The sequence below is a fragment of the Streptomyces flaveolus genome, from assembly GCF_014648815.1.
Taxonomy (GTDB): domain Bacteria; phylum Actinomycetota; class Actinomycetes; order Streptomycetales; family Streptomycetaceae; genus Streptomyces; species Streptomyces flaveolus.
The window spans coordinates 1-25,996 of sequence record NZ_BMRV01000002.1; the positions used below are offsets into that span (position 1 = coordinate 1).

Here is a 25,996-nt window from a genome sequence, read left to right on the forward strand (position 1 = left end):
CGACAGCGAGAAGTACCAGCTCAAACCCCGCGACTGGGACGCCGCCCACCGCGAGGGCCGCACCATCGCCCCCCTCATCACCAGACTCAACAGCATCCGACGCGAGAACCCGGCCCTGCGGCAGCTGCGTGATCTGCACTTCCACCACGCGGACAAGGAGGAGGTGATCGTGTACTCGAAGCGGCAGGGATCGAACACGGTTCTGGTGGTCGCCAACCTCGACCCCCACCACACCCAGGAGGCCACGGTCTCGTTGGACATGCCGCAACTCGGCCTGGACTGGCACGAGTCGGTGCCGGTGCGCGACGAGCTCACCGGTGAGACCTATCACTGGGGCAGGGCCAACTATGTGCGCCTCGAGCCGGGCCGGACGCCCGCGCATGTCTGCACGGTTCTGCGACCGTCCACCCCGCAGATCGGAGGGTCCCCCACAACATGATCGTCAACGAGCCCGTACCGGACACCTTCGAGGACACACCGGCCAAGGACCGGGACCCGGACTGGTTCAAACGAGCCGTCTTCTACGAGGTCCTCGTCCGCTCCTTCCAGGACAGCAACGGCGACGGCGTCGGTGACCTCAAGGGCCTGACCGCCAAACTGGACTACCTGCAGTGGCTGGGCGTGGACTGCCTGTGGCTGCCGCCCTTCTTCAAGTCACCGCTCAGGGACGGCGGTTACGACGTCTCCGACTACACCGCCGTCCTGCCCGAGTTCGGCGACCTGGCCGACTTCGTCGAGTTCGTCGACGCCGCCCACCAGCGCGGCATGCGCGTGATCATCGACTTCGTCATGAACCACACCAGCGACCAGCACCCGTGGTTCCAGGAGTCGCGGAAGAACCCCGACGGCCCGTACGGCGACTACTACGTGTGGGCCGACGACGACAAGCAGTTCCAGGACGCGCGGATCATCTTCGTGGACACGGAGGCGTCGAACTGGACGTACGACCCCGTCCGCAAGCAGTACTACTGGCACCGCTTCTTCTCCCACCAGCCGGACCTCAACTACGAGAACCCGGCCGTACAGGAGGAGATGATCTCCGCCCTGAAGTTCTGGCTGGACCTCGGCATCGACGGGTTCCGGCTGGACGCCGTGCCGTACCTGTACCAGCAGGAGGGCACCAACTGCGAGAACCTCCCGGCCACGCACGCCTTCCTGAAGCGGGTGCGCAAGGAGATCGACGACCAGTATCCGGACACCGTGCTGCTGGCCGAGGCCAATCAGTGGCCGGAGGACGTCGTCGACTACTTCGGCGACTATCCGAGCGGCGGCGACGAGTGCCACATGGCGTTCCACTTCCCGGTGATGCCGCGGATCTTCATGGCGGTCAGGAGGGAGTCGCGCTACCCGGTCTCGGAGATCCTGGCGAAGACCCCGGCGATCCCGTCGGGCTGCCAGTGGGGCATCTTCCTGCGCAACCACGACGAGCTCACCCTCGAGATGGTCACCGACGAGGAACGCGACTACATGTGGGCCGAGTACGCCAAGGACCCGCGGATGCGCGCCAACATCGGCATCCGGCGGCGCCTCGCCCCGCTCCTCGACAACGACCGCAACCAGATCGAGCTGTTCACGGCCCTGCTGCTGTCCCTGCCCGGCTCGCCGATCCTGTACTACGGCGACGAGATCGGCATGGGCGACAACATCTGGCTCGGCGACCGCGACGCGGTGCGCACCCCGATGCAGTGGACCCCGGACCGCAACGCCGGCTTCTCGTCGTCGGACCCCGGCCGGCTGTTCCTGCCGACGATCATGGACCCGGTCTACGGCTACCAGGTGACGAACGTCGAGGCCTCCATGGCGTCGCCCTCCTCCCTGCTGCACTGGACCCGCCGGATGATCGAGATCCGCAAGCAGAACGTGGCGTTCGGCCTCGGCTCGTACACGGAACTGCCCTCGTCCAACCCCGCCGTGCTGGCCTTCCTGCGCGAGTACGAGGACGACCTGGTGCTGTGCGTCCACAACTTCTCCCGGTTCGCACAGCCCACCGAGCTCGATCTCAGCGCCTTCGAGGGACGCCACCCCGTCGAACTGTTCGGCGGGGTCCGTTTCCCGGCGGTCGGGGAGCTGCCGTACCTGCTGACCCTGGCCGGGCACGGCTTCTACTGGTTCCGGCTCCGCAAGGACGCCGCTTAGACCCAGACCCCGGGCGGGGCGGTTTCCGTCGCCCCGCCCGGGGCACGCATCAGTAACACCCCGTCGACCCGGGGAAAGGACGCGACGCCATGTCGGAAGCCGTCATACGCACCGTCACGAGCCCGCCCGGACTCCTGGCGTCCCTGGACCCGCTGCTGCGGGAATGGCTGCCGCGGCAACGCTGGTTCGCGGGCAAGGGGCGACCGGTCACCGGGTTCTCGCTGGTCGCGGCCACCGAGCTGCTGCCGGCGGACGCCCGTCTCGGCCTCTTCCACGTGCTGGTGCGCGCCCACCAGCCGCTCGTGCCGGCCCTCGGCTCCCCCGAGCAGCCGGGCGACTGCTACCAGCTCCTGATAGGGGTGCGCGAGGCGCTGCCGCCCCGGCTGGCGCCCGCCATGATCGGGCACGTCACCGAGGGCCCGCTGGCCGGGCGCACCGCCTACGACGCCCTGTACGACTCCAGGCCCGCCGAGGTGCTGCTGGAGGCGCTGCGCTCCCGGGCCCGCGTGGGCGGGCTCCGTTTCGAGCGCGACCCGGACCAGGAGATCCGCACCGGACTGGTGCCGCGCCTGATGACCGCCGAGCAGTCGAACTCGTCGGTCGTGTATGGAGATACGTTCATTCTCAAGTTGTTGCGCCGGATCGTGCCGGGGATCAACCCCGATCTGGAGCTGCCGCTGGCGCTGGCTCGCGAGGGCTGCCCCCGGGTGCCCTCGCCCACGGGCTGGATGGTGTCGGACCTGGCCGGGCAGACCTGGGTGCTGGGCGTGCTCCAGCCCTATGTGCAGGGCGCGACCGACGGCTGGGAGCTGGCCCTGCGCGAACTGGCCAAGGGCCAGGACTTCGCCGCCGAGGCGCGCGCGCTCGGCCGGGCCACGGCCGAGGTGCACACCGCGCTGGCCCGCGCGCTGCCGACGGTCACGGTGGGCCACAGCCAGCTGCGGCCGCTGGTCGACGGCATGACCGCGCGGCTGGAGGAGGCCGTCCACGCGGTGCCCGCTCTGCGGCCGTACGCGTCCGGGCTGCGCACGGCGTTCACGGCCCTGGCCGATCTGGCCGGCGAGGGCCGCACCTGGACCGCGCAGCGCGTCCACGGCGATCTGCACCTCGGGCAGTGCCTGCGGTCGCCCACCGGGCAGTGGTCGCTGATCGACTTCGAGGGCGAGCCCGCGAAACCGCTGGCCGAGCGGCGGATGCCGCAGCCGCCGGTACGGGACGTCGCGGGGATGCTGCGCTCCTTCGACTACGCGGCGCACTCGGCCGAGGTCCCGGTGCCCGGCTGGGCCGAGACCTGCCGGGCCGCGTACTGCACCGGCTACGCGGAGGCCGGCGGCTTCGACCCGCGCACCGACCCGGTGCTGCTGCGCGCCTACGAGACGGACAAGGCCGTCTACGAGGTCGTGTACGAGGCCCGGCACCGCCCCGACTGGCTCCCGGTACCCCTGTCCGCGGTGCGCCGCCTGGCCATGCCCGACCGGCCCGGCGTCACCTCCTGACCCCCTTTTCCCGCTCGCCCTGCGCCTAGGAGGCTCCCCCGTGACCCCCCGCCCCCCGTCCAGCGGTCCGGATCCGAAGAAGACGGCCGAGGAGAAGAGCGCGAAAAAGGCGGCCGCAGAGCGGACACCCGCGAAGAAGGCGGCGAAGAAGACGGCGAAGACGGTCGTGAAGAAGGCGGTCGTGAAGGAGACGGCCGCACGGGAGACGCCTGCGAAGGGGACGTCTGCGAAGAAGGTGGTCGCGAAGACGGCGGCCGTCAAGAAGACCGTGACGGAGAACGCCGTCACCAGGAAAGCCGTCGCGAAGAAGGCCGCCACGAAAAAGGCCCCCGCGGCGAAAAAGGCCCCGGCGGTGAAGAAGGCCGCCGGGACGCGGACCGCCTCGAAGAAGGCCGCCGCGAAGAAGACTCCCGCGCCGAGGCGGACCACCGCCGGGACGGCCCCCGCCCCCGTCGTGCCCACCGCCTCCGTCGCGCTGGACGCCGGTGACCGGGAGCGGCTGCTGGCCGGTACGCACCACGACCCGCACGCCGTGCTCGGCGCCCACCCGGTGCCCGGCGGGATCGCCGTACGGGTGTTCCGTCCGTACGCGCTCGCCGTGACCGTCCTGGCCGGGGAACTGCGCGCCGAGCTGGACCACGACGGGGACGGCTTCTTCTCGGGTCTGCTGCCGCTCGACGAGGTCCCGGCCTACCGGCTCCTGGTCGCCTACGAGGGAACGGCCCAGGAGACCGAGGACCCGTACCGCTTCCTGCCCACACTGGGCGACCTGGACCTGCACCTGATCGGCGAGGGCCGGCACGAGCAACTGTGGCAGGCGCTCGGCGCGCACCCGACGACCCACCAGGGGGTGACCGGCACCCGCTTCGCGGTGTGGGCGCCGAACGCGCGCGGGGTGCGGGTCGCCGGCGGCTTCAACTTCTGGGACGGCACCGGCCACCCCATGCGGTCGCTCGGCGGGACCGGCGTGTGGGAGGTGTTCCTGCCCGGCATCGACGCGGGCGAACTGTACAAGTTCGAGATCACCCGGCCCGACGGCTCGCGCACCTTCCGCGCCGACCCGCTGGCCCGTCGGACGGAGGTGCCGCCGGCCACGTCCTCCGTCGTGTACGCCTCGGACTACACCTGGGGCGACGACGAGTGGCTGGCCGGACGCGCCGGAGCGCCCGCGCACGAGGCCCCGATGTCGGTGTACGAGGTCCATCTGGCGTCCTGGCGACCGGGCCTGACGTACCGTGAGCTCGCCGAGCAGCTCCCCGCGTACGTCAAGGACCTGGGCTTCACGCACGTCGAGCTGATGCCGGTCGCCGAGCACCCCTTCGGCGGCTCGTGGGGCTACCAGGTCACCGGTTTCTACGCGCCCACGGCCCGGCTCGGCGAGCCCGACGACTTCAAGTACCTGGTCGACCGGCTGCACCAGGCCGGCATCGGCGTCCTGATGGACTGGGTGCCGGCACACTTCCCGCGCGACGACTGGGCGCTGGCCGAGTTCGACGGGCGCCCCCTGTACGAGCACTCCGATCCGCTGCGGGCCGCTCACCCGGACTGGGGGACGCTGGAGTTCGACTTCGGGCGCCGCGAGGTGCGCAACTTCCTGGTCGCCAACGCCGTGTACTGGTGCGAGGAGTTCCACATCGACGGGCTGCGCGTGGACGCGGTCGCCTCGATGCTGTACCTGGACTACTCGCGCGAGCCGGGCCAGTGGACGCCCAACGAGCACGGCGGCCGGGAGAACCTGGACGCGGTGGCGTTCCTCCAGGAGATGAACGCCACGGTGTACCGGCGGGTGCCGGGCGTCGTGACCGTGGCCGAGGAGTCCACGGCCTGGGACGGGGTCACGCGGGCCACGCACCACCAGGGGCCCAGCGGCTTCGGCGGGCTCGGGTTCGGGCTGAAGTGGAACATGGGCTGGATGCACGACTCGCTGGAGTACATGAGCCACGAGCCGGTGCACCGCAAGTACCACCACGGTGAGATGACCTTCTCCATGGTGTACGCGTACAGCGAGAACTACGTGCTGCCCATATCGCACGACGAGGTGGTGCACGGCAAGAAGTCGCTGGTGTCGAAGATGCCGGGCGACTGGTGGCAACAGCGCGCGAACGAGCGGGCGTACCTCGGCTTCATGTGGGCGCACCCCGGCAAGCAGCTGCTGTTCATGGGCCAGGAGTTCGCGCAGGGCGCCGAGTGGTCCGAGGAGCGCGGCCCCGACTGGTGGCTGCTCGATCCGCAGTACGGGGCGGCGGCCGACCACCGGGGCGTGCTGGACCTGGTCCGCGATCTGAACACCGTGTACCGGGACACCCCCGCGCTGTGGCAGCGGGACACCCACCCCGCCGGTTTCTCGTGGGTGGTCGGGGACGCGGCCGAGGACAACGTCCTCGCGTTCCTGCGGTGCGACGCGGACGGCAGCCCGCTGCTGGCAGTGTCGAACTTCGCGCCGGTCGTCCGCCCCGACTACCGGCTCGGCGTCCCCGACGAGGTGCCCGCCTGGCACGAGGTGCTCAACACCGACGCCGCCCGGTACGGCGGCGGCGACGTGGGCAACCCCGGCCCGGTGAAGCCGGAGCCGCAGGGGTGGCACGGCCGCCCGGCGAGCATCCGGCTGACCCTGCCGCCCCTGGCGACGGTGTGGCTGCGTCCGGCGTAGCGCCTCCCGGCTACGCGTCGACCAGTCCCTTCGGCAGCGGCTCGGTGTGCAGGACGCCGAGCCGCTGGGTGGCCCGGGTGAGGGCGACGTACAGGTCGCTCGTGCCGTAGCGGCCGGGCTCGACGACCAGGACGGAGTCGAACTCCAGGCCCTTGGACTGGCGCGGGTCGAGGAGGACCACGGACCGGGTCAGGTCCGGCTCGGTACCCGCCGTGACGCCGTCCAGCCGGGCCGCGAGGGCCCGGTGCAGTGCGCGCGGGGCGATGACGGCGAGGCGGCCCTCGTCCGGGGCCAGCTCCCGGGCGGCCTCGGCGACGGCGGCCGGGAGGTCGCCGGTGGCGCGGACCCAGGGGCGCACCCCCGTGGAGCGCACCGAGCTCGGCGGGTCGAACTCCGGGTCCTCGGCGCGGACGACGGCCGCCGCCAGATCCATGATCTCGGCCGGGGTGCGGTAGTTGACGCCGAGGCGGGTGTGCTCCCAGCGGTCCTCGACGTAGGGGGCGAGGATCTTCGACCAGGAGCCGACGCCGGCCGCCTCCGCGGTCTGCGCCGGGTCGCCGACCAGGGTCATCGAGCGGGTCGGGCAGCGGCGCATCAGCAGCCGCCAGGCCATCGGGGACAGCTCCTGCGCCTCGTCGACGATGATGTGCCCGAACGCCCACGTGCGGTCGGCCGCCGCGCGCTCGGCGGCGCTGCGGTGGTCGTCCTCCTCCTGGCGTTCGGCGAACCGCTCCGCGTCGATGATGTCGTGCGCGGACAGGACCTCGGCGTCCTCCTCGTCCTTGTCCTCGAACTCGTACGTCCGGGAGGCGTACGACACGTCGAGCACGCCCTGCGCGTAGGCGATCTGCTCCTCCCGCTCGCGTTCGGCGCGGGAGCGGGCGATCCGGTCGTCCACGCCGAGCAGCTCGGCCGCCTCGTCCAGCAGGGGGACGTCGGCGACGGTCCAGTGCCGGGTCACCGGGCGGCGGACGGCGGCGGCGTCCTCCGCGGACAGGAAGGCCTCGGGCGCGGCGAGGAAGTCGGCGACGAGGCGCTGCGGGGTCAGCCGGGGCCACAGCCGGTCGACGGCCGCCCAGACCTCGGGGTTCTCGGCGAGTTCGTCGCGGATCTGGGTGATGTCGCTGGGGTCGAGGAGGTTGGAGCCGTCGTAGGGGTCGGTGCCGATGCGCTCGGCGACCATGTCGGTGAGGGTGTTCAGGATGTGACCCTCGAAGTGCTCGCGGGCCGCGTTGTGGGGCAGCCCGGTGGCGCGGGTGCGCTCGCGGGCGACGTTGACCAGGTCGTCGTCGAGCATGAGGACGTCGCGGTCGTGCTCGATCGCGATGACGGGGTCGGGCAGCGCCTGCCGGTCGCGGACCACCTCGGCGAGGACGTCGGCCATGTCGGCCCGGCCCTTCACGGCCGCCGCCTCGGGGGTGTCCGCGGCGGTGGCCTTCACGCCGGGGAACAGCTCGCCGACGGTGGCGAGGAGCACCCCGGTCTCGCCGAGCGAGGGCAGTACCTCGCCGATGTAGCCGAGGAAGGCCGGGTTGGGGCCGACGATGAGGACGGCGCGCTTGGCGAGCAGTTCGCGGTGCTCGTAGAGCAGGTAGGCGGCGCGGTGCAGGGCGACGGCGGTCTTGCCGGTGCCGGGGCCGCCCTCGACGACCAGCACACCGCGGTGCGGGGCGCGGATGATGCGGTCCTGGTCGGCCTGGATGGTCTGCACGATGTCGCCCATGCGGCCGGTGCGCGCGGAGTTCAGCGCAGCGAGCAGCACGGCGTCGCCCGACGGGTCCTCGTGGCCGGTGCGCCTCTCGTCGCCGAGGTCGAGGATCTCGTCGTGCAGGGCGGTGACGCGGCGGCCCTCGCTCGCGATGTGCCGGCGGCGGCGCAGGCCCATCGGGGTGTGGCCGGTCGCCAGGTAGAAGGGACGGGCGACGTCGGCGCGCCAGTCGATGAGGACCGGGGTGCGTTCGGCGTCGTCGGCGCGCAGGCCGATGCGGCCGATGTGGTGGCCCTGGCCGGAGGCGAGGTCGATCCGCCCGAAGCACAGGGAGCCGTCCACCGCGTTGAGCGCGGCGAGCAGTCCGGAGCGCTCGGCGACCAGGATGTCCCGCTCCAGCCGGGCCTGCATCGGGGTGTTGCCCCGCGCGAGCGCGTCCGTGACCGCGACCTCGGTGTCGCCGCGCAGCGCGTCCACGCGCGCGTACAGTCCGTCGATGAATTCCTGTTCGTGCCGCAATTCATCGTCCGGAAATTCGTTGTTTGACAATGCCACTCCCGCCCGCATATACTGTGCTCAGTGAACTTCTTCGTGACGCCCTTTATCCGAAGTCACGAATCATCGAATATACGCAAAGAAATCCCCCGAGCGCAATTGCGCTCGGGGGATTTCTTTTGCCGATGGGGTCACAGCACGTCGGACAGCTCCTCCAGCAGCCGCCGCTTGGGCCGGGCGCCCACCATCGCCTTCACCGGCTCGCCGTCCCGGAACACCATGAAGGTCGGCATCGACAGCACCTTGTAGGCGTTGGTCGTCTCCGGGTTCAGATCGACGTTCAGCTGGACCACCCGGAGCCGGTCCGCCTCCTCGGCGGCCAGGGCGCCGAGCACCGGGGCCATCTGCCGGCACGGCGGGCACCAGTCCGCCGTGAATTCCACCAGCACCGGCAGCCCGGCCCCGATGACCTCCTCCGCGAAGGTCGCGTCGGTCACCTCGGCCACACCACTCGCTACGCTCACAGTCCTCGCCCTCCCAGTTCGCACTCGGGCTCCGGGCCCCCCGGAACCAGCGCCTCGGTGGCCAGCCCGTCCCGCGCCGCTTCCGCGCGCGCCAGCTGGCCCGCGACCGTCGCGCGCACGCCCCGGAGCTCGCCGATCAGCGCGTCCAGCTCCGCGAGCTTGCGGCGGTAGACGGCGAGCGACGCCGGACACGCGTCGCCCTCCGGGTGTCCCGCCCGCAGACAGTCCACGAAGGGCCGGGTCTCCTCCAGGTCGAACCCGAAGTCGCGCAGCGTCCTGATCTGCTCCAGCAGCTTCACGTCGCGCTCGTCGTAGGTCCGGTACCCGTGGGCGTCCCGCCGCGCGGGCAGCAGCCCGCGTGACTCGTAGTACCGCAGCGTCCGCGTCGTGGTCCCGGCGCGTGCGGCCAGCTCACCGATTCGCATGAGGACGAACGTAAGCCTTGACGCGGACGTCAAGGCAAGGAGGGAAGAAGAGGCCGGGCGGCTGAGCAACGGGGGAGCCCTCAGCCGCCCGGGGTCTTCGCGGGGCGGGCGTCAGGCCTTCGCCAGCTCCTTCTCGCCGCCCTGCTCGGGCAGCTCCGCCGGGGTGTCGTCGTCGCCGCGGCCGTGGCCGTCGTCGAGGAGCGTCCGCTCGTCGAACGGGACCCGCCCGGCCAGCACCTCGGCGACCCGCTCCTTGTCGATCTCCTTGGTCCAGGTGCCGATCAGGACGGTGGCCACCGCGTTGCCCGCGAAGTTGGTCAGGGCGCGGGCCTCGCTCATGAAGCGGTCGATGCCGACGATCAGGCCGATGCCGTCCACCAGGGCGGGCTTGTGCGACTGGAGACCACCGGCCAGCGTCGCCAGGCCCGCGCCGGTGACACCGGCGGCGCCCTTGGAGGCGACGAACAGGAACAGCAGCAGCGGGATCTGCTCACCGATCGACATCGGCGTACCCATGGCGTCGGCGATGAACAGCGAGGCCATGGTCATGTAGATCATGGTGCCGTCGAGGTTGAAGGAGTAGCCGGTCGGGACGGTGATGCCGACCACCGGCTTGCTGACGCCCAGGTGCTCCATCTTGGCGATGAGACGGGGCAGCGCCGACTCGGAGGAGGACGTGGACAGGATCAGCAGGAACTCGCGGCCCAGGTACTTGAAGAGCGCGAGCGCGTTGACGCCGGTGCAGATCTTCAGCAGGGCGCCCAGCACCACGATGACGAACAGGATGCAGGTGACGTAGAACCCCAGCATCAGCACGGCCAGGCTCTTCAGGGCGTCCACACCGGCCGAACCGGTCACCGCCGCCATCGCGCCGAACGCGCCGACCGGCGCCGCCCACATGATCATGGCGAGGACGCGGAAGACCAGGCGCTGGATGTGCTCGACGCCGCGCAGCACGGGTTGGCCAGCCTTGCCCATCGCCTGGAGCGCGAAGCCGCAGAGCAGGGCGACCAGCAGGGTCTGCAGGACCTCGCCCTCGGTGAACGCCGAGACGATCGTGGTCGGGATGATGCCGAGCAGGAACTCGGTGGTGTCCTTGGCCTCGGCGTCGACCTGCGCGTGACCGGTCTCCTTGACGGCGTCGGTGACCGCGAGGCCGGTGCCCGGGTCCAGGATGTTGCCGACGATCAGGCCGATCCCCAGGGCGACCAGCGACATCACCATGAAGTAGGCGAGGGCGATGCCGCCCACCGCGCCGACCTTCGCCGCCTTGCGCACCGAGCCGATGCCCAGCACGATCGTGCAGAAGATGATCGGCGAGATCATCATCTTGATCAGGTTCACGAAGCCGGTGCCGATCGGCTTCAGCTCGACCGCGAAGTCGGGGGCGGCCAGGCCGACGGCGATGCCGAGGGCGACCGCGACGATCACCGCGATGTAGAGGTAGTGCGTGCGGTCCCGCTTGGCGGGGGGTGCGGCAGGTGCCGTATCGGCTGTCACGGCGGCCCTCCTTGACGACGTCGTCGGCATCACCGGCGTGCGGCTCACGTCCGGGCGGTTCGGTTCGGGGATGCGGTGACTATCTCCCGCCCTGTGAGCGCGGTCACCCTTGCGTTCATTTAGTTCGCAATCAGCCAGGAGAGACACTGGCGGCATGCGCCTCAGCGTCCCCCGCCCCCGCAGCCTGGCCGGCCAGCTCTTCGCGATGCAGGCCGTGCTGATAGCGGTCGTCGTCGCCGGGTACGCGCTGTTCACCTACCTCAGCGACCGGGGGCAGGCCGAGGAGGCCGCGGGACGTCAGGCCAGGTCGGTGGCGCTGTCGATCGCCGACTCGCCGTCCGTGCTGGAGGCCATCGGCACCGCCGACCCGACGGCGCGGCTCCAGCCGTACGCGGTGCGCGTCATGCGGGACACCGACGTCGACTTCGTCACGATCATGACCCCGCGGGGGATCCGCTGGACCCACCCCGACCCGCGGCAGATCGGCCATCTCTTCCAGGGGCACATCGAGCGCGCACAGCGCGGCGAGACCTTCACCGAGACCTACACGGGGACGCTCGGTCCGTCGGTCCGGGCGGTCACGCCCGTGCGGGACGACGGACGGGTCGTCGGCCTGGTCAGCGCGGGGATCAAGGTCGAGGAGATCAGCAAGCGGGTGCAGGACCAGCTGACGGCCCTGCTCGGCGTCGCGGCCGGCGCCCTGGTGCTCGGCGCGGTCGGCACGTACGTGATCAACGCGCGGTTGCGCCGGCACACCCACGGCATGAACGCGGACGAGCTCAGCCGCATGCACGACTACCATCAGGCGGCGCTGCACGCGGTACGGGAGGGGCTGCTGATGCTGGACTGGCAGTACCGTGTCGCGCTGATCAACGACGGCGGACGGGAGCTGCTCGGCGTGAGCGGCGACGTGGTCGGCACCTCGGTCGCCGACCTAGGCCTGCCGGCGCAGCTGACGGGGGCGCTGCTGGCGTCGGAGCCACGGGTGGACGAGGTGCACCTGACCGCCGAGCGGGTGCTGGTGGTGAACACCTCGCCGGTCTCGGGCGGGGAGCGCCGGGGCACGGTGGTGACCCTGCGCGACGTCACCGAGCTGCAGTCGCTGATGGGCGAGCTGGACTCGGAGCGCGGCTTCACGCAGGCGCTGCGCTCGCAGGCGCACGAGGCGGCCAACCGGCTGCACACGGTGGTCTCGCTGATCGAGCTGGGGCGCGCCGAGGAGGCGGTGGAGTTCGCGACGGCCGAGCTGGAGCTGGCGCAGGCGCTCACCGACCAGGTGGTGGCGGCGGTGAGCGAGCCGGTGCTGGCCGCGCTGCTGCTGGGCAAGACGGCACAGGCGAACGAGCGGGGAGTGGAACTGGTGGTGTCGCAGGACAGCCGGCTGGACGACGGGCTGCTGCCGTCGTCCCTGCCCGCCCGGGACCTGGTGACGATCCTGGGCAACCTGATCGACAACGCGGTGGACGCGGCCCAGGGCCGGGTGCCCTCGCGGGTGACGGTGGCGGCGTACACCGACACGGACGGGGCCGGGGCCGGCCCGGAGCTGGTGCTGCGCGTGTCGGACACCGGCGCGGGCGTGGACCCCGCCCGTGCCGGCCTGCTCTTCCAGCGGGGCTTCTCGACCAAGCCGGCCGGGCCCGGCGGACGGGGCCTGGGTCTCGCGCTGGTCCACCAGGCGGTGCACCGGCACGGGGGCACGCTGACCGTGACGGAGGCCGACGGGGGCGGCGCCCGCTTCGAGGCACGGCTGCCGCTGGCCGGCGCCGGTTCGCCGACAGCGACGTCGCCGACGGGCAGCCCGGCCGCGGCATCCGGGGGCCACGCATGACGACCACCCGCGCCGCCCACCACCGGACCACCCGGCAACCGCTTCGGGCCCCGGCCGTCGGCCGGCCCCACCGGACCCCGGCCGCCGAGCACCCCCGCCGCGTCCTGTCCGTCGGGCAGCCCCGCCGCGTCCTGTCGTCGGGCAGCCCGGCCGCGGCACCCGGAGGCCACGCATGACCACGACCCACGCCACGCACCGCCGGCCCACCGGGCAACCCCGTCGGACCCCGGCCGCCGAGCACCCCCGCCGCGTCCCGTCGGTCGGGCAGCCCCTCGCGGTCCCGGCCCCGCGCCGCCCGGCGCCCCGCGTCGGAGCCGCGCGCAGGACCGCGGTCCGCGACCGGGTCGCGGAGGCCCGGGATGAGTGATCAGCAGCCCATCCGCGTGCTCGTCGTCGAGGACGACCCCGTCGCCGCCGACGCGCATGTGATGTACGTCGAGCGGGTGCCGGGGTTCACGGCCGTCGGCAAGGCGCACACCGGGGCCCAGGCGCGGCGGCTGCTGGACCGTACGCCGGTCGACCTGCTGCTGCTCGACCTGCACCTGCCGGACGTGCACGGGCTCCAGCTGGCCCGTTCGCTGCGCGCGACCGGGCACCACACCGACGTGATAGCGGTGACGTCGGCCCGGGACCTGACGGTCGTACGGGAGGGCGTGTCGCTGGGCGTCGTCCAGTACGTGCTGAAGCCGTTCACCTTCGCCACCCTGCGGGACCGGCTGGTGCGGTACGCCGAGTTCCGGGGCACCGTCGGGGAGGCGAGCGGCCAGGAGGAGGTGGACCGGGCGCTGGCCACACTGCGGGCCCCCGGCCCGGCGGCGCTGCCCAAGGGGCTCAGCGCGCCCACACTGGAGCGGGTGACGGGCGCGCTGCGGGGCGCGGAGGAGGGCCTCACCGCGGCCGGCGTGGCCGAGGCCGTGGGCATCTCGCGGATCACCGCCCGCCGTTACCTGGAGCACCTGGTGGACACCGGCCGGGCACAGCGGAGTCCGCTCTACGGGCAGGTGGGGCGGCCGGAGTTGGTCTATCGGTGGATCCGGGACACCGAGCGGAGCAGATGAGCACAGGCAATCCACGCAGGTAATCCACCGCACACGCATTGACCTGGCTGGACCACCCCTCTTACCTTCGCCGAGCAGCCGTCCCGGCCACAACGTCGTGCGCCAGCAGGAGGTCGTTGCCCGTGCGTCCCACCGTCCGGTTCACCTCTCTCGTCACCCTGACCGCGCTCGCCTCCACCGCACTCGCCGCCTGTTCGAGCGGCTCCGGCAGCGATCCGGACACGGTGAAGGTCTCCTTCAAACAGTCGACGGACAACTCCGTCAAGGTGATGGACACCTACCTCGCCGACATCAAGAAGCAGTTCGAGAAGGCCCACCCGGGCAAGAAGGTCGAGCTCGTCCCGATCAAGGCCCCGGACTCGGAGTACTACACCAAGGTGCAGCAGATGCTGCGCTCCCCCAAGACCGCGCCGGACCTGGTCTACGAGGACACCTTCCTCATCAACTCCGACATCACCAGCGGGTACTTGAAGCCCCTCGACGCCTACCTCGCCAAGTGGCAGGACTGGGACAGGTTCATCGACACCGCGAAGGCGGCGGCCAAGGGCGAGGACGGCAAGACGTACGGCGTCCCGGACGGCACCGACACCCGCGGGCTGTGGTTCAGCAAGGACGTCTTCGCCAAGGCCGGTCTGCCCGCCGACTGGCAGCCGAGGACCTGGGACGACGTGCTCTCGGCGGCCCGCACCATCAAGGAGAAGGTCCCCGGCGTCACACCGCTCAACGTGTACACGGGCAAGCCCGCCGGCGAGGCCGCCACCATGCAGGGCTTCGAGATGCTGCTGTACGGCACGAACGACGGGACCACCGACCCGCTGTACGACAAGGGCAGCAAGAAGTGGATCGCGGCGGGGCAGGGCTTCAAGGACTCCCTCGCGTTCGTCGAGACGGTCTACAAGGAGAAGCTCGGCCCCGAGGTGTCCGACGCGCTCGACCCCAACTTCGCCACCACGGTCCGCGGCGAGCTCCTCCCGCAGGGCAAGCTCGGCATCGCCCTGGACGGCTCCTGGCTGCCCCAGGACTGGCTGGAGGGAAGCGGCCACGAGTGGCCCGAGTGGTCCGAGAAGCTCGGCCTGGCCGCCATGCCGACCCAGAAGGGCCAGGCCCCCGGCAAGGTGAGCATGTCCGGCGGCTGGACCTGGGCGATCCCCGCCAAGGCGGCCAACCCTGACCTGGCCTTCGAGTTCATCAAGACGATGCAGACCAAGGCGAACGCGCAGAAGTGGTACGTCGCCAACTCCGGTATCGCGGTCCGCGAGGACGTCGCGAGCGACCCCGCGTACGTCCGGGCCCAGCCCGGCATCAAGTTCTTCACCGACCTGGTCGCCAGCACCCACTACCGGCCCGCCTACCCGGCGTATCCGAAGGTGTCCGTCGCCGTCCAGGAGGCCATGGAGGGCGTGACGACCGGTGACCTGTCGGTCGAGGAGGCGGCGCGCGGCTACGACGAGGCGCTGAAGGAGGCCACCGACGGCCAGGTGGTCCGCAAGTGACCGCGGCCGCGCCGCGGCACACCGGCCCGGAGGTCCGCAAGGTCCCGCCGGGCCCGCCCGCCGCCGTCCCGGCCCGCCGGGGGCCCGGCTCGATGCGCCGCTCCCTGGTCCGTGCCCTGCCCGTCTCCCCCGCGGTCGTCCTGCTGCTGCTCTTCCTCGCCGGCCCGATCGTCTACTGCGTCGTCATCGCCTTCACCGACCTCCAGCTGACCGGGCAGGCCGAGGAGTCCTTCGTCGGGTTCGACAACTTCCGGCGGGCCTTCCAGGACGAGGCGTTCCTCAACGCCGTGTGGCTGACGCTGGTCTTCACGGTGCTGTCGTCGCTGATCGGGCAGAACACCCTGGGGCTGGCGCTGGCCTCGCTGATGCAGCGGGCCTCGAAGCCGGTCCGTACGCTCACCGGCGGCATCGTTGTCACGGCGTGGGTGCTGCCGGAGGTGGTGGCGGGCTTCCTGCTCTACGCCTTCTTCCGCCGCGAGGGCACCCTCAACGCCATCCTGGACTGGCTCCATCTGCCCTCCCAGAACTGGCTGTTCACGCTGCCGATCCTGGCGGTGTCCTTCGCCAACGTCTGGCGGGGCACGGCGTTCTCGATGCTGGTGTACTCGGCCGCCCTGAACGAGATCCCGAAGGAGGTCACCGAGGCCGCCGAGGTGGACGGGGCGAGCGGCTGGCGCCGCATGTGGCACATCACGCTGCCGATGATCCGCCGTTCCATCGGCACCAACCTCATGCTCAACACCCTGCAGACGCTGTCGGTGTTCGGCCTGATCTGGGTGATGACGCGCGGCGGCCCGAGCGGCAGGAGCCAGACGCTGCCGCTGTTCATGTACGAACAGGCCTTCCAGAACAGCCTGATCGGCTACGGCACGGCGGTGGCGCTGCTGCTGTTGCTGATCGGATCGCTGTTCTCGGTCGTGTATCTGCGCCTGCTGCGGACGGAGGTCTGATCGCCCATGGCCCGCATGACGCGCACGCCCGCCTCCCGTCGTACGAGACGGCGCCTGGCCGCCGACGCCGGGCTGCTGGTGGCCGCCGCGGCCTTCGTGCTGCCGCTGGCGTGGGTGGTGCTGTCCGCCCTCGACCCGCACGCGAGCCTGCGGGTCAAGGCTCCCGACGGCCTCACCCTGGACAACTTCGACGCGATCCTCACCGACGACATCACCTTCACCCCGCTGCTCAACAGCCTGGTGCTGTGCGGCGGCGCGACCCTGCTGACGGTGGTGTGCGCGGTGCTCGCGGCGTACCCGCTGTCCCGTTTCCGGTCCCGGCTGAACCGGCCGTTCCTGCTGACCGTGCTGTTCGCGACCAGCCTGCCCATCACGGCGATCATGGTGCCGGTCTACGCCCTGTTCGTACGGGTGAACCTGATCGACACCCTCCAGGGCACCATCTTCTTCTTCGCCGCGTCCCAACTGCCGTTCGCCATCTGGCTGATGAAGAACTTCATGGACGGCGTGCCCAAGGAGCTGGAGGAGGCGGCGTGGACGGACGGCGCGTCCCCGTTGCAGTCACTGCTGCGGATCGTGCTGCCGCTGATGGGTCCGGGGGTGGCGGTGGTGACCGTGTTCTCGTTCGTGATGATGTGGGGGAACTTCTTCGTCCCCTTCATGCTGCTGCTCACCCCGGACCAGATGCCGGCGTCGGTGAGCATCAACGACTTCTTCGGCAACCGGGGCATGGTGGCGTACGGGCAGCTGGCGGCGTTCTCCCTCGTCTACTCGACGCCGGTGATCCTGCTGTACGTGCTGATCTCGCGGCGGCTCGGCGGCGGCTTCGCGCTGGGCGGGGCAGTCAAGGGGTGAGGCCCGCCGGTCAGGGGGTGAGCGGGGCGGCGCCCGTTCGTGCCCGTAGGTTCGCACAATCCGTATCGCTGGGTGAACAGCCCGTAGTCAAGTCGGCCGGGGCCCCCTACGGTGTGGCCCGTGCGCCGACCCTCACCTCACCCGAACCAGTCGGGTCCCCCGTTCAACGCCCTCGCCGCCCGCCGCCTCCGTGCCGCCCTCGGCATGGGGCCCGAGCACGTCGCCCACGGCATGCGGGTGTCGTACGGGCTGCCGTACGTCACCCCGGACCTCGTCGTCGCCTGGGAGCGGGGGCTCGCCTCCCCCGGCAATTCCGAGCTCACGGCCCTCGCGGGCGTGCTGTGGTGCTCGCCCGGTGAGCTCATCGGCCGCCCGCAGACCCTGCGCGAGCACCGCATCGCCCGCGGGCTGGCACCGGAGGACGTCGCGCGTGCCGTCGGGCTCGGTCTGGACGCCTATCTGAAGATGGAGGAGAAGGAGGACTGGCGCGGCACCGACCGCCAGTCCTCCGCGCTCGCCGACGTGCTCGGCCTCGAGATGCCCGACTTCGTGACCGTCACGGGGCGCGACGGGAAACTCGCCGACCTGCTGCGCAGCGCGGTGAACACCCGCTGGCAGGGGTACGTCCGCCAGGTCGCCAAGATCGCCCCGCTGGACCGGCGGATCCTGGAGGACGTGCTCCAGGAACTGCACCAGGACTACCAGGGGCACATGGTCGCCACCCTCAGCTGGGGCGGCGGCAGCGGCGACTCGAGCGCGGCCGGCCGCGACTACCTCGAGCGGATCGTGGAGCACTTCTGGACGGTGGTCCGCAAGCACACCCAGTGAGGCGCGCCGGTCAGACCGCGTCGGCGGCGGCGGCCAGGATCCGGGCGAGCTCGGCGGGCCTGGTGATCATGGGCCAGTGGCCCGAGTCGATGTCGGCGAAGCCGACGCGCGCGGCCCGGGCGAGTTCCGGGGCGTCGCCGGCGGCGATCCACTCCCGCGCCTGTGCGGGGGTGAACTCCGGGCACACGACCAGGACCGGGACCTCGAACCGCCGCTCGTCCGCGAGCCGCACCACGCCCCGGGCCACGCCCTCGGGCACGGGGATCGCGGCGGCCGCGAACTGCCGCCTGGCCTCCGCGTCGAGATCGGCGGCGTCCGGCCCGTCGAACGGGTCCCAGCCGGGGAAGGGCATGACACCGTCGCGCACCTCGAAGAAGTCGGCGTACGGCTGTCCGTCGCCGGTCGGGAAGCCGCCGACGAGAGCGACCTCGGCCACTCGCTCCGGCCGCCGGTCGGCGGCCAGCCAGGCCAGGGTGCAGGCGGCGGAGTGCCCCACCACCAGGCATCTGCCGGGCGCCGCGTCCACCGCGGCGAGCACCGCCGCCAGCTGGTCGTCGAGCGTCGCGGACGCGGCGCCGTCCCCCTGGCCGGGGAGGGTGAGCGGCGCGGGGCGGTGGCCGAGCGGCTCCAGCGCGGACGCGACGCGGTCCCACACGGACCCGTCCAGCCACAGGCCGCCGACGAGCAGGATGTCCATGGTCGGTTCCCCTTCTCAGGGTTCGTCGGAGCAGAGATCGCCTGACGCAGGGGTCACCTGAGGCAGGGCTCCACTGCCGCGAGGACTTCCCCGCGGCGGCTTCACCGTAGGAGGAGATCCGGACGATCCGCTGCCGGTTCGTCCGGCGACCGCCGAAGCCGCCGGCCGGACTAGCCTGCTCCCGTGCCGAACGACCTCAGCCCCACCGCGCGAGCGCTGCGCACCCTGGAGATCCTCCGGGCCCGCCCCGGAACGACGGCCGGCGACCTCGCCGCGCGGCTGGGCGTCACGGAGCGGGCCGCGCGCCGGTACGTCGGGATCCTCAGGGAGGCCGGCATCCCCGTGCAGTCGGCCCGGGGGCCGCACGGCGGGTACCGGCTGGGGCGCGGTACCCGGCTGCCCCCGGTGCACTTCACGCAGGCCGAGGCGCTCGGCCTGGTGATGGCGGTGCTCGGCGACCAGCCGGCCGCGGCCGACGCCGACGACCTGGTCGGCACCGCCCTGGGCAAGGTCGTCAAGGCGCTGCCGGAGAGCGTCGGCCGCCAGGCGGCACTGCTGCGGGAGTACGCGTCGGCCGCGCCCGACCCGTACGCGGTCCGCCCGGATCCGGCCGTCACCAGCGACCTCGTCGACGCCGTCGCGGCCCGGCGCCGCGTGCTGGTCACGTACCGCAGCGAGGCCGGGAACGAGGGGGAGGCCGAGGTGGAACCCTGGTCCCTCGTCGTCCGCCACGGGCGCTGGTATCTGCTGTGCCACTCCCGGCGCGCCGACGCGGTCCGCACCTACCGGGTCGACCGGATCCGCGCGGTCCGGCCGACCGGGCACGGTTTCCAGCCGCCCGAGGACCTGGATCCGGTGGCGGTGTTGGAGGAGCACCTGGGGCTCGGCTGGGAGTTCGCCACCCGCGTGGTGTTCGACGCCCCGCCGGGCGAGGTGGCTCCGTGGGTCCGGCCGCCCATGGGGCGGCTCGAGCCCTCGGGGGACGGGTGCGTGCTGGTCGGCAGCACCCGCAACCCGGACATGTACGCGCAGGAGTGGCTGGCGACGCTGCCGTTCGCCTTCCGCGTCGACGGCGGGGAGGAACTGCGGGCCGCAGTCCGGGCGCTGGCGGCGCGCTTCACCGCCGCGGTGACGGAGGAACGGGCCTGACCGGATGCGCGGGCCGGGCCCGGCCGGGGCCGGGCCCCGTTCCCGGCTAGAAGACCGACTCGGCCTCGTCCATGCGGTCCTTCGGCACCGTCTTCAGCTCGGTGACGGCCTCGGCCAGGGGCACCATGACGACGTCCGTGCCGCGCAGCGCGGTCATCCGGCCGAACTCGCCCCGGTGCGCGGCCTCGACCGCGTGCCAGCCGAAGCGGGTGGCGAGCACCCTGTCGTAGGCGGTCGGCACGCCGCCGCGCTGGACGTGACCGAGGATGACCGGCTTGGCCTCCTTGCCGAGCCGGCGCTCCAGCTCGTACGCCAGTGCCGTGCCGATGCCCTGGAAGCGCTCGTGGCCGAACTTGTCGATCGCGCCCTTGCCGTAGTCCATGGAGCCGTCGACGGGGTGGGCGCCCTCGGCGACGCAGACGACGGCGAACTTCTTGCCGCGGGCGAACCGCTCCTCGACCATCTTGACCAGGTCGGCGGGGTCGAAGGGCCGCTCGGGCAGGCAGATGCCGTGGGCGCCGGCGGCCATGCCGGACTCCAGGGCGATCCAGCCGGCGTGCCGGCCCATGACCTCGACGACCATCACGCGCTGGTGGGACTCGGCGGTGGTCTTGAGGCGGTCCATCGCCTCCGTCGCCACGCCGACCGCCGTGTCGAAGCCGAAGGTGCGGTCGGTGGAGGAGATGTCGTTGTCGATCGTCTTGGGCACGCCGACCACCGGCAGACCCGCGTCGGACAGCATCCGGGCCGCCGTCAGCGTGCCCTCGCCGCCGATCGGGATCAGCGCGTCGATGCCGAAGTTCTGGATCATGTCGCCCGCGTTCTCGCAGGCCTCGCGGAGCCGGTCGCGCTCCAGCCGGGAGGAGCCGAGGATGGTGCCGCCGCGCGCCAGGATGCCGCTGACCGCGTTCAGGTCGAGGGCGCGGTAACGGCCGTCCAGGAGGCCCGCGTAGCCGTCCTCGAAGCCGATGACCTCGTCGCCGTAGTTGTCGACCGCTCGGTGCACGACCGACCGGATCACTGCGTTCAGGCCGGGGCAGTCGCCGCCTGCGGTGAGAACTCCGATACGCATCGTGCTGTGTCTCCTGCTCGCTGTGGACACCGGTGAGCCATGTCCGATTCTTTCACGTCCCCCAAGGGGATGCCGCTTCCGTACGGTCGGCACCATAGCGGCCCTCGAGCGCCGCTCACTGACGGGCGCCTTATCTATTGGGAGAGGTATTGTCAAGAGGGTTCTGCTCACCCCGGTGGGCGATTTTTGTGCATGGGGACAGCCGCCGCCGGAAAGCCGCCATCAGGACAACCACCAGACGAAACGGAGAGCACGCGTGACGCGCAGCGTGTACGTGACCGGTATCGACCGCGGCGACGGCCGGCAGGTCGTCGAGCTGGGGGTCATGGAGCTCCTGACCCGGCAGGTCGACCGGGTCGGCGTCTTCCGACCCCTGGTCCACGACGGGCCGGACCGGCTCTTCGAGCTGCTGCGCTCCCGCTACCGGCTCTCGCAGGACCCCACGACGGTCTACGGCCTGGACTACCAGGAGGCCTCCGCCCTCCAGGCCGAACAGGGCACGGACGAGCTGGTGTCCGCGCTGGTCGACCGGTTCCACCTGGTCGCCCGCGACTACGACGTCGTCCTCGTCCTCGGCACCGACTTCGCCGGCACCCAGCTCCCGGACGAGCTGTCGCTGAACGCGCGGCTCGCCAACGAGTTCGGCGCCTCGGTGCTCCCGGTCGTGGGCGGCCGCAAGCAGACCGCCGAGTCGGTGCTCGCCGAGACGGTCAACGCCTTCCGCGCCTACGACGGGCTGGGCTGCGACGTCCTCGCCATGGTGACCAACCGGGTCGCCCGCGAGGACCGGGACGAGATCGCCGAGCGCCTCGCGAACCGGCTGCCGGTGCCCTGCTGGGTGGTGCCCGACGAGCCCGCGCTGTCGGCGCCGACCGTCTCCCAGATCGCGCACTCCCTCGGCGCCGAGGTGATCCTCGGGGACGACTCGGGTCTCGCCCGCGACGCGCTGGACTTCGTCTTCGGCGGGGCCATGCTGCCCAACCTGCTGGCCGCGCTGACCCCCGGCTGCCTGGTGATCACCCCCGGCGACCGGGCCGACCTGGTGATCGGCACCCTGGCCGCGCACAGCGCCGGCACCCCGCCGATAGCCGGCCTGCTGCTGACCCTGAACGAGGTGCCGGGCGAGGGCATCCTCACCCTCGCCGCCCGGCTCGCCCCGGGCACGCCGGTGCTCTCGGTGACGGGCAACAGCTTCCCCACCGCCGAGCAGCTGTTCTCCCTGGAGGGCAAGCTGAACGCGGCCACCCCGCGCAAGGCGGAGACCGCCCTCGGCCTCTTCGAGCGGTACGTCGACACCGCAGACCTCAGCAAGCGGGTCTCCGCGCCGAGCAGCGACCGCGTCACCCCGATGATGTTCGAGCACAAGCTGCTCGAACAGGCCCGCTCCGACCTGCGCAGGGTCGTCCTGCCCGAGGGCACCGAGGAGCGGGTGCTGCACGCGGCGGAGGTGCTGCTGCGCCGGGGCGTGTGCGAACTGACGCTGCTCGGCAACGTGGAGCAGATCCGCAAGAAGGCCGCCGACCTCGGCATCGACCTCGGCGCCGCCCAGCTGATCGACCCGGCGGTGTCCGAGCTGCGCGACTCCTTCGCCGAGAAGTACGCCGCCCTGCGCGCCCACAAGGGCGTCACGGTGGAGCTGGCGTACGACGTCGTCTCCGACGTCAACTACTTCGGCACGCTGATGGTGCAGGAGGGGCTGGCCGACGGCATGGTGTCGGGGTCCGTGCACTCGACGGCGGCGACCATCCGCCCGGCCTTCGAGATCATCAAGACCAAGCCGGAGGCGTCGATCGTCTCCTCCGTCTTCTTCATGTGCCTGGCCGACAAGGTCCTCGTCTACGGCGACTGCGCGGTGAACCCGGACCCGAACGCCGAGCAGCTCGCCGACATCGCGACGCAGTCGGCGTCCACGGCGGCGCAGTTCGGCGTGGATCCGCGGATCGCGATGCTGTCGTACTCGACCGGCACGTCCGGTTCCGGCGCGGACGTCGACAAGGTGCGCGAGGCGACCGGCCTGGTCCGCTCGCGCCGCCCCGACCTCCGGGTCGAGGGACCGATCCAGTACGACGCCGCCGTCGAGCCGTCGGTCGCCGCGACCAAGCTGCCCGGCTCGGAGGTCGCCGGGCAGGCCAGCGTGCTGATCTTCCCCGACCTGAACACCGGCAACAACACGTACAAGGCCGTGCAGCGCTCGGCCGGCGCCATCGCCGTCGGCCCGGTCCTCCAGGGCCTGCGCAAGCCGGTCAACGACCTGTCCCGGGGCGCGCTCGTCCAGGACATCGTCAACACCGTCGCCATCACGGCGATCCAGGCCCAGCAGTCCCCCAGTGAGAAGGCGTCCGACCTGTGAGTGGCACCCGCGTCCTCGTCCTCAACTCCGGCTCCTCGTCGGTGAAGTACCAGCTGCTCGACATGCGCGACAACAGCCGGCTGGCGGTGGGCCTCGTCGAGCGGATCGGCGAGCAGACCTCCCGGCTCAAGCACACCCACGTGGCCGGCGGTGACACCCGCGAACAGAACGGCCCCATCGCCGACCACGAGGCCGCCCTGAAGGCGGTCGCCGGGGAACTGAGCCGGGACGGTCTGGGCCTGGAGTCCCCGGAGCTGGCCGCGATCGGGCACCGGGTCGTGCACGGGGGCATGTTCTTCACCGAGCCCACCCTCGTCGACGACTCCGTGCTGACGGAGATCGAGCGGCTGATCCCGGTGGCACCGCTGCACAACCCGGCCAACCTCACCGGCATCCGCACCGCGCGGGCGCTCCGCCCCGACCTGCCCCAGGTGGCCGTCTTCGACACGGCGTTCCACACCACGATGCCGGAGTCCGCGGCGCGCTACGCGATCGACCCGAAGATCGCCGACCGGTACCGCATCCGCCGCTACGGCTTCCACGGCACCTCGCACGCGTACGTCTCCCGCGAGACGGCGCGGCTACTGGGCAAGGATCCGTCGGAGGTCAACGTCATCGTGCTGCACCTCGGCAACGGCGCCTCGGCGTCGGCGGTCGAGGGCGGCCGGTGCGTGGACACCTCCATGGGACTGACGCCCTTGGAGGGACTGGTGATGGGTACGCGGTCGGGAGACCTGGACCCTGCGGTCATCTTCCATTTGGAGCGCGTTGGCGGAATGTCCACGGACGAGATCGACACTTTCCTCAACAAGAGGAGCGGTCTGTTCGGCCTGTGCGGCGACAACGACATGCGGGAGATCCGCCGCCGGGTGGACGAGGGCGACGAGCGGGCGCGGCTCGCCTTCGACATCTACATTCACCGGCTGAAGAAGTACATCGGCGCCTATTACGCCGTTCTCGGACGGGTGGACGCGGTCGCCTTCACGGCCGGGGTCGGGGAGAACGCGGCGCCGGTGCGGGAAGCTGCCGTGGCGGGCCTGGAGGGACTGGGCCTGGCCGTCGACGCGGACCTCAACGCGGTGCGCGGCGACGCGGCGCGGCTGATCTCGCCCGCGTCCGCGCGGGTGGCGGTGGCCGTGGTGCCGACCGACGAGGAAATGGAGATCGCGACACAAACCTACGCGCTGGTAATTGGTTCAGGGAATCTCACCTGAGCGGCATCCCGCCCTTTTGTATTTTCCGCCAGACGGAATATTCCGCAGCGAAACAAACCGATAGGATCGCCCCATGCGCCGTTCGAAAATCGTCTGTACTCTCGGCCCCGCGGTCGACTCCCACGAGCAGCTCGTCGCGCTGATCGAAGCCGGCATGAACGTGGCCCGCTTCAACTTCAGCCACGGAACTCACGCCGAGCACCAGGGGCGTTACGACCGTGTGCGGGCCGCCGCCAAGGAGACCGGCAGGGCCATCGGTGTCCTCGCCGACCTGCAGGGCCCCAAGATCCGCCTGGAGACCTTCGCCGAGGGCCCCGTCGAGCTGGTGCGCGGTGACGAGTTCACCATCACCACCGAGGACGTGCCGGGCGACCGGACGATCTGCGGCACGACGTACAAGGGCCTGCCCGGCGACGTGGCCAAGGGCGACCAGGTGCTCATCAACGACGGCAACGTCGAGCTGAAGGTCACCGAGGTCGACGGCCCCCGGGTGCGGACGATCGTCATCGAGGGCGGTGTCATCTCCGACCACAAGGGCATCAACCTGCCCGGCGCCGCGGTGAACGTCCCCGCGCTGTCCGAGAAGGACGTCGAGGACCTCCGCTTCGCGCTGCGCATGGGCTGCGACATGGTCGCGCTGTCCTTCGTCCGGGACGCCAAGGACGTGGCCGACGTCCACCGTGTGATGGACGAGGAGGGCCGCCGGGTCCCCGTCATCGCCAAGGTGGAGAAGCCGCAGGCGGTGGACAACATGGAGGACGTCGTGATGGCGTTCGACGCCGTCATGGTGGCCCGCGGCGACCTGGCCGTCGAGTACCCGCTCGAGAAGGTCCCCATGGTGCAGAAGCGCCTCATCGAGCTGTGCCGGCGCAACGCCAAGCCGGTGATCGTGGCGACCCAGATGATGGAGTCGATGATCACCAACTCCCGGCCGACCCGCGCCGAGGCCTCCGACGTGGCCAACGCGATCCTGGACGGCGCGGACGCGGTCATGCTGTCGGCGGAGTCGTCCGTGGGCGCGTACCCGATCGAGACCGTGAAGACGATGTCGAAGATCGTCACCGCGGCCGAGCAGGAGCTGCTCTCCAAGGGCCTCCAGCCGCTGGTGCCGGGCAAGAAGCCGCGCACGCAGGGCGGTTCGGTGGCCCGTGCCGCCGCCGAGATCGCCGACTTCCTCGGCGGCAAGGGCCTGGTGGCCTTCACCCAGTCCGGCGACACCGCGCGCCGCCTGTCCCGCTACCGCGCGGCCCAGCCGATCCTGGCCTTCACCACCGACGAGTCCACCCGCAACCAGCTGGCGCTCAGCTGGGGCGTGGAGCCGTACGTGGTGCCGTTCGTCAACAGCACGGACGAGATGGTCGAGCTGGTGGACCAGGAGATGGTGAAGCTCAGCCGCTTCAACGACGGCGACATCGTCGTGATCACCGCCGGTTCGCCCCCCGGCGTGCCCGGCACCACCAACATGGTCCGTGTGCACCACCTCGGCGAGTCGCGTCGCGCCTGACGCCGCCCGCGGTGCACGACGAGGGCGCCCCCTGTGGTCAGGGGGCGCCCTCGCTCTTTCGCGG

21 protein-coding genes are annotated in these 25,996 nt (G+C 71.5%); 15 read left to right on the plus strand and 6 right to left on the minus strand.

The window, feature by feature from the left end; all coding sequences use genetic code 11:
• The 4 genes from IEZ05_RS03885 to glgB all read left to right on the plus strand — a co-directional run.
• A partial coding sequence (locus tag IEZ05_RS03885; RefSeq protein WP_189228574.1) for a DUF3459 domain-containing protein occupies positions 1-439 on the plus strand: 439 nt, incomplete at its 5' end.
• Positions 436-2,136 (plus strand): maltose alpha-D-glucosyltransferase, encoded by a 1,701-nt coding sequence (treS, locus tag IEZ05_RS03890; protein ID WP_189228575.1) that lies wholly within the window; start codon positions 436-438, stop codon positions 2,134-2,136. The genes IEZ05_RS03885 and treS, both read left to right, overlap by 4 nt.
• Positions 2,137-2,225: 89 nt before the next feature.
• Positions 2,226-3,632, plus strand: coding sequence for a maltokinase N-terminal cap-like domain-containing protein (locus IEZ05_RS03895; RefSeq protein ID WP_189228576.1), 1,407 nt, complete (start codon positions 2,226-2,228; stop codon positions 3,630-3,632).
• A gap of 40 nt (positions 3,633-3,672) precedes the next feature.
• Positions 3,673-6,282, plus strand: a complete 2,610-nt coding sequence (glgB, locus tag IEZ05_RS03900) for a 1,4-alpha-glucan branching enzyme (RefSeq protein WP_189228577.1) — start codon at positions 3,673-3,675, stop codon at positions 6,280-6,282.
• A gap of 10 nt (positions 6,283-6,292) precedes the next feature.
• Here glgB and IEZ05_RS03905 read toward each other — a convergent pair whose 3' ends face one another.
• From IEZ05_RS03905 to IEZ05_RS03920, 4 genes are all read right to left on the minus strand, one after another.
• Positions 6,293-8,557, minus strand: a complete 2,265-nt coding sequence (locus IEZ05_RS03905; RefSeq protein ID WP_189228578.1) for a HelD family protein — start codon at positions 8,555-8,557, stop codon at positions 6,293-6,295.
• Positions 8,558-8,676: 119 nt separating this feature from the next.
• Positions 8,677-8,991: a thioredoxin family protein gene (locus tag IEZ05_RS03910; RefSeq protein WP_189229203.1), complete on the minus strand. Its 315-nt coding sequence runs from the start codon at positions 8,989-8,991 to the stop codon at positions 8,677-8,679.
• Between the two features lie 14 nt (positions 8,992-9,005).
• Positions 9,006-9,434 carry a MerR family transcriptional regulator gene (locus IEZ05_RS03915; protein WP_189228579.1) on the minus strand — a complete coding sequence of 143 codons (429 nt, stop codon included), beginning with the start codon at positions 9,432-9,434 and terminating at the stop codon, positions 9,006-9,008.
• A gap of 111 nt (positions 9,435-9,545) precedes the next feature.
• Positions 9,546-10,964: a cation:dicarboxylate symporter family transporter gene (locus tag IEZ05_RS03920; RefSeq protein ID WP_189229204.1), complete on the minus strand. Its 1,419-nt coding sequence runs from the start codon at positions 10,962-10,964 to the stop codon at positions 9,546-9,548.
• Positions 10,965-11,088: 124 nt separating this feature from the next.
• Between IEZ05_RS03920 and IEZ05_RS03925 the strand changes: the two genes are divergently transcribed.
• The 7 genes from IEZ05_RS03925 to IEZ05_RS03955 all read left to right on the plus strand — a co-directional run bounded on the left by IEZ05_RS03925 (position 11,089) and on the right by IEZ05_RS03955 (position 17,946).
• Complete coding sequence (locus IEZ05_RS03925) at positions 11,089-12,762, plus strand: sensor histidine kinase (RefSeq protein ID WP_189228580.1); 1,674 nt, start codon at positions 11,089-11,091, stop codon at positions 12,760-12,762.
• Complete coding sequence (locus IEZ05_RS03930; protein ID WP_189228581.1) at positions 12,759-12,938, plus strand: hypothetical protein; 180 nt, start codon at positions 12,759-12,761, stop codon at positions 12,936-12,938. The genes IEZ05_RS03925 and IEZ05_RS03930 overlap by 4 nt, the downstream gene beginning before the upstream one ends.
• Positions 12,939-13,121: 183 nt before the next feature.
• Complete coding sequence (locus IEZ05_RS03935) at positions 13,122-13,820, plus strand: response regulator (protein WP_189228582.1); 699 nt, start codon at positions 13,122-13,124, stop codon at positions 13,818-13,820.
• Positions 13,821-13,942: 122 nt separating this feature from the next.
• Positions 13,943-15,313, plus strand: a complete 1,371-nt coding sequence (locus tag IEZ05_RS03940; protein ID WP_189228583.1) for an extracellular solute-binding protein — start codon at positions 13,943-13,945, stop codon at positions 15,311-15,313.
• On the plus strand, positions 15,310-16,263 hold the full coding sequence (locus tag IEZ05_RS03945) for a carbohydrate ABC transporter permease (protein WP_189228584.1): 954 nt from the start codon (positions 15,310-15,312) through the stop codon (positions 16,261-16,263). The genes IEZ05_RS03940 and IEZ05_RS03945 overlap by 4 nt, the downstream gene beginning before the upstream one ends.
• Before the next feature lie 15 nt (positions 16,264-16,278).
• Entirely contained in the window at positions 16,279-17,118 is an 840-nt protein-coding gene (locus IEZ05_RS03950; RefSeq protein WP_189229205.1) for a carbohydrate ABC transporter permease, read from the plus strand.
• Between the two features lie 111 nt (positions 17,119-17,229).
• Entirely contained in the window at positions 17,230-17,946 is a 717-nt protein-coding gene (locus IEZ05_RS03955; protein WP_189228585.1) for a helix-turn-helix domain-containing protein, read from the plus strand.
• A gap of 10 nt (positions 17,947-17,956) precedes the next feature.
• On the opposite strand, the gene IEZ05_RS03960 is transcribed toward IEZ05_RS03955, so the two are convergent.
• On the minus strand, positions 17,957-18,643 hold the full coding sequence (locus tag IEZ05_RS03960; protein WP_189228586.1) for an alpha/beta fold hydrolase: 687 nt from the start codon (positions 18,641-18,643) through the stop codon (positions 17,957-17,959).
• 183 nt (positions 18,644-18,826) lie between these two features.
• Between IEZ05_RS03960 and IEZ05_RS03965 the strand changes: the two genes are divergently transcribed.
• Positions 18,827-19,792 (plus strand): helix-turn-helix transcriptional regulator, encoded by a 966-nt coding sequence (locus tag IEZ05_RS03965; RefSeq protein ID WP_189228587.1) that lies wholly within the window; start codon positions 18,827-18,829, stop codon positions 19,790-19,792.
• Positions 19,793-19,838: 46 nt separating this feature from the next.
• On the opposite strand, the gene IEZ05_RS03970 is transcribed toward IEZ05_RS03965, so the two are convergent.
• Positions 19,839-20,864 carry an ATP-dependent 6-phosphofructokinase gene (locus IEZ05_RS03970; protein WP_189228588.1) on the minus strand — a complete coding sequence of 342 codons (1,026 nt, stop codon included), beginning with the start codon at positions 20,862-20,864 and terminating at the stop codon, positions 19,839-19,841.
• 256 nt (positions 20,865-21,120) lie between these two features.
• Here IEZ05_RS03970 and pta point away from each other — a divergent pair, with 256 nt between their 5' ends.
• From pta to pyk, 3 genes are all read left to right on the plus strand, one after another.
• Positions 21,121-23,214, plus strand: a complete 2,094-nt coding sequence (gene pta / locus IEZ05_RS03975) for a phosphate acetyltransferase (RefSeq protein WP_189228589.1) — start codon at positions 21,121-21,123, stop codon at positions 23,212-23,214.
• Positions 23,211-24,428, plus strand: a complete 1,218-nt coding sequence (locus IEZ05_RS03980; protein WP_189228590.1) for an acetate kinase — start codon at positions 23,211-23,213, stop codon at positions 24,426-24,428. The genes pta and IEZ05_RS03980 overlap by 4 nt, the downstream gene beginning before the upstream one ends.
• Positions 24,429-24,501: 73 nt before the next feature.
• Positions 24,502-25,932: a pyruvate kinase gene (pyk, locus tag IEZ05_RS03985; protein WP_189228591.1), complete on the plus strand. Its 1,431-nt coding sequence runs from the start codon at positions 24,502-24,504 to the stop codon at positions 25,930-25,932.
• The last annotated feature ends 64 nt before the right edge of the window (positions 25,933-25,996 follow it).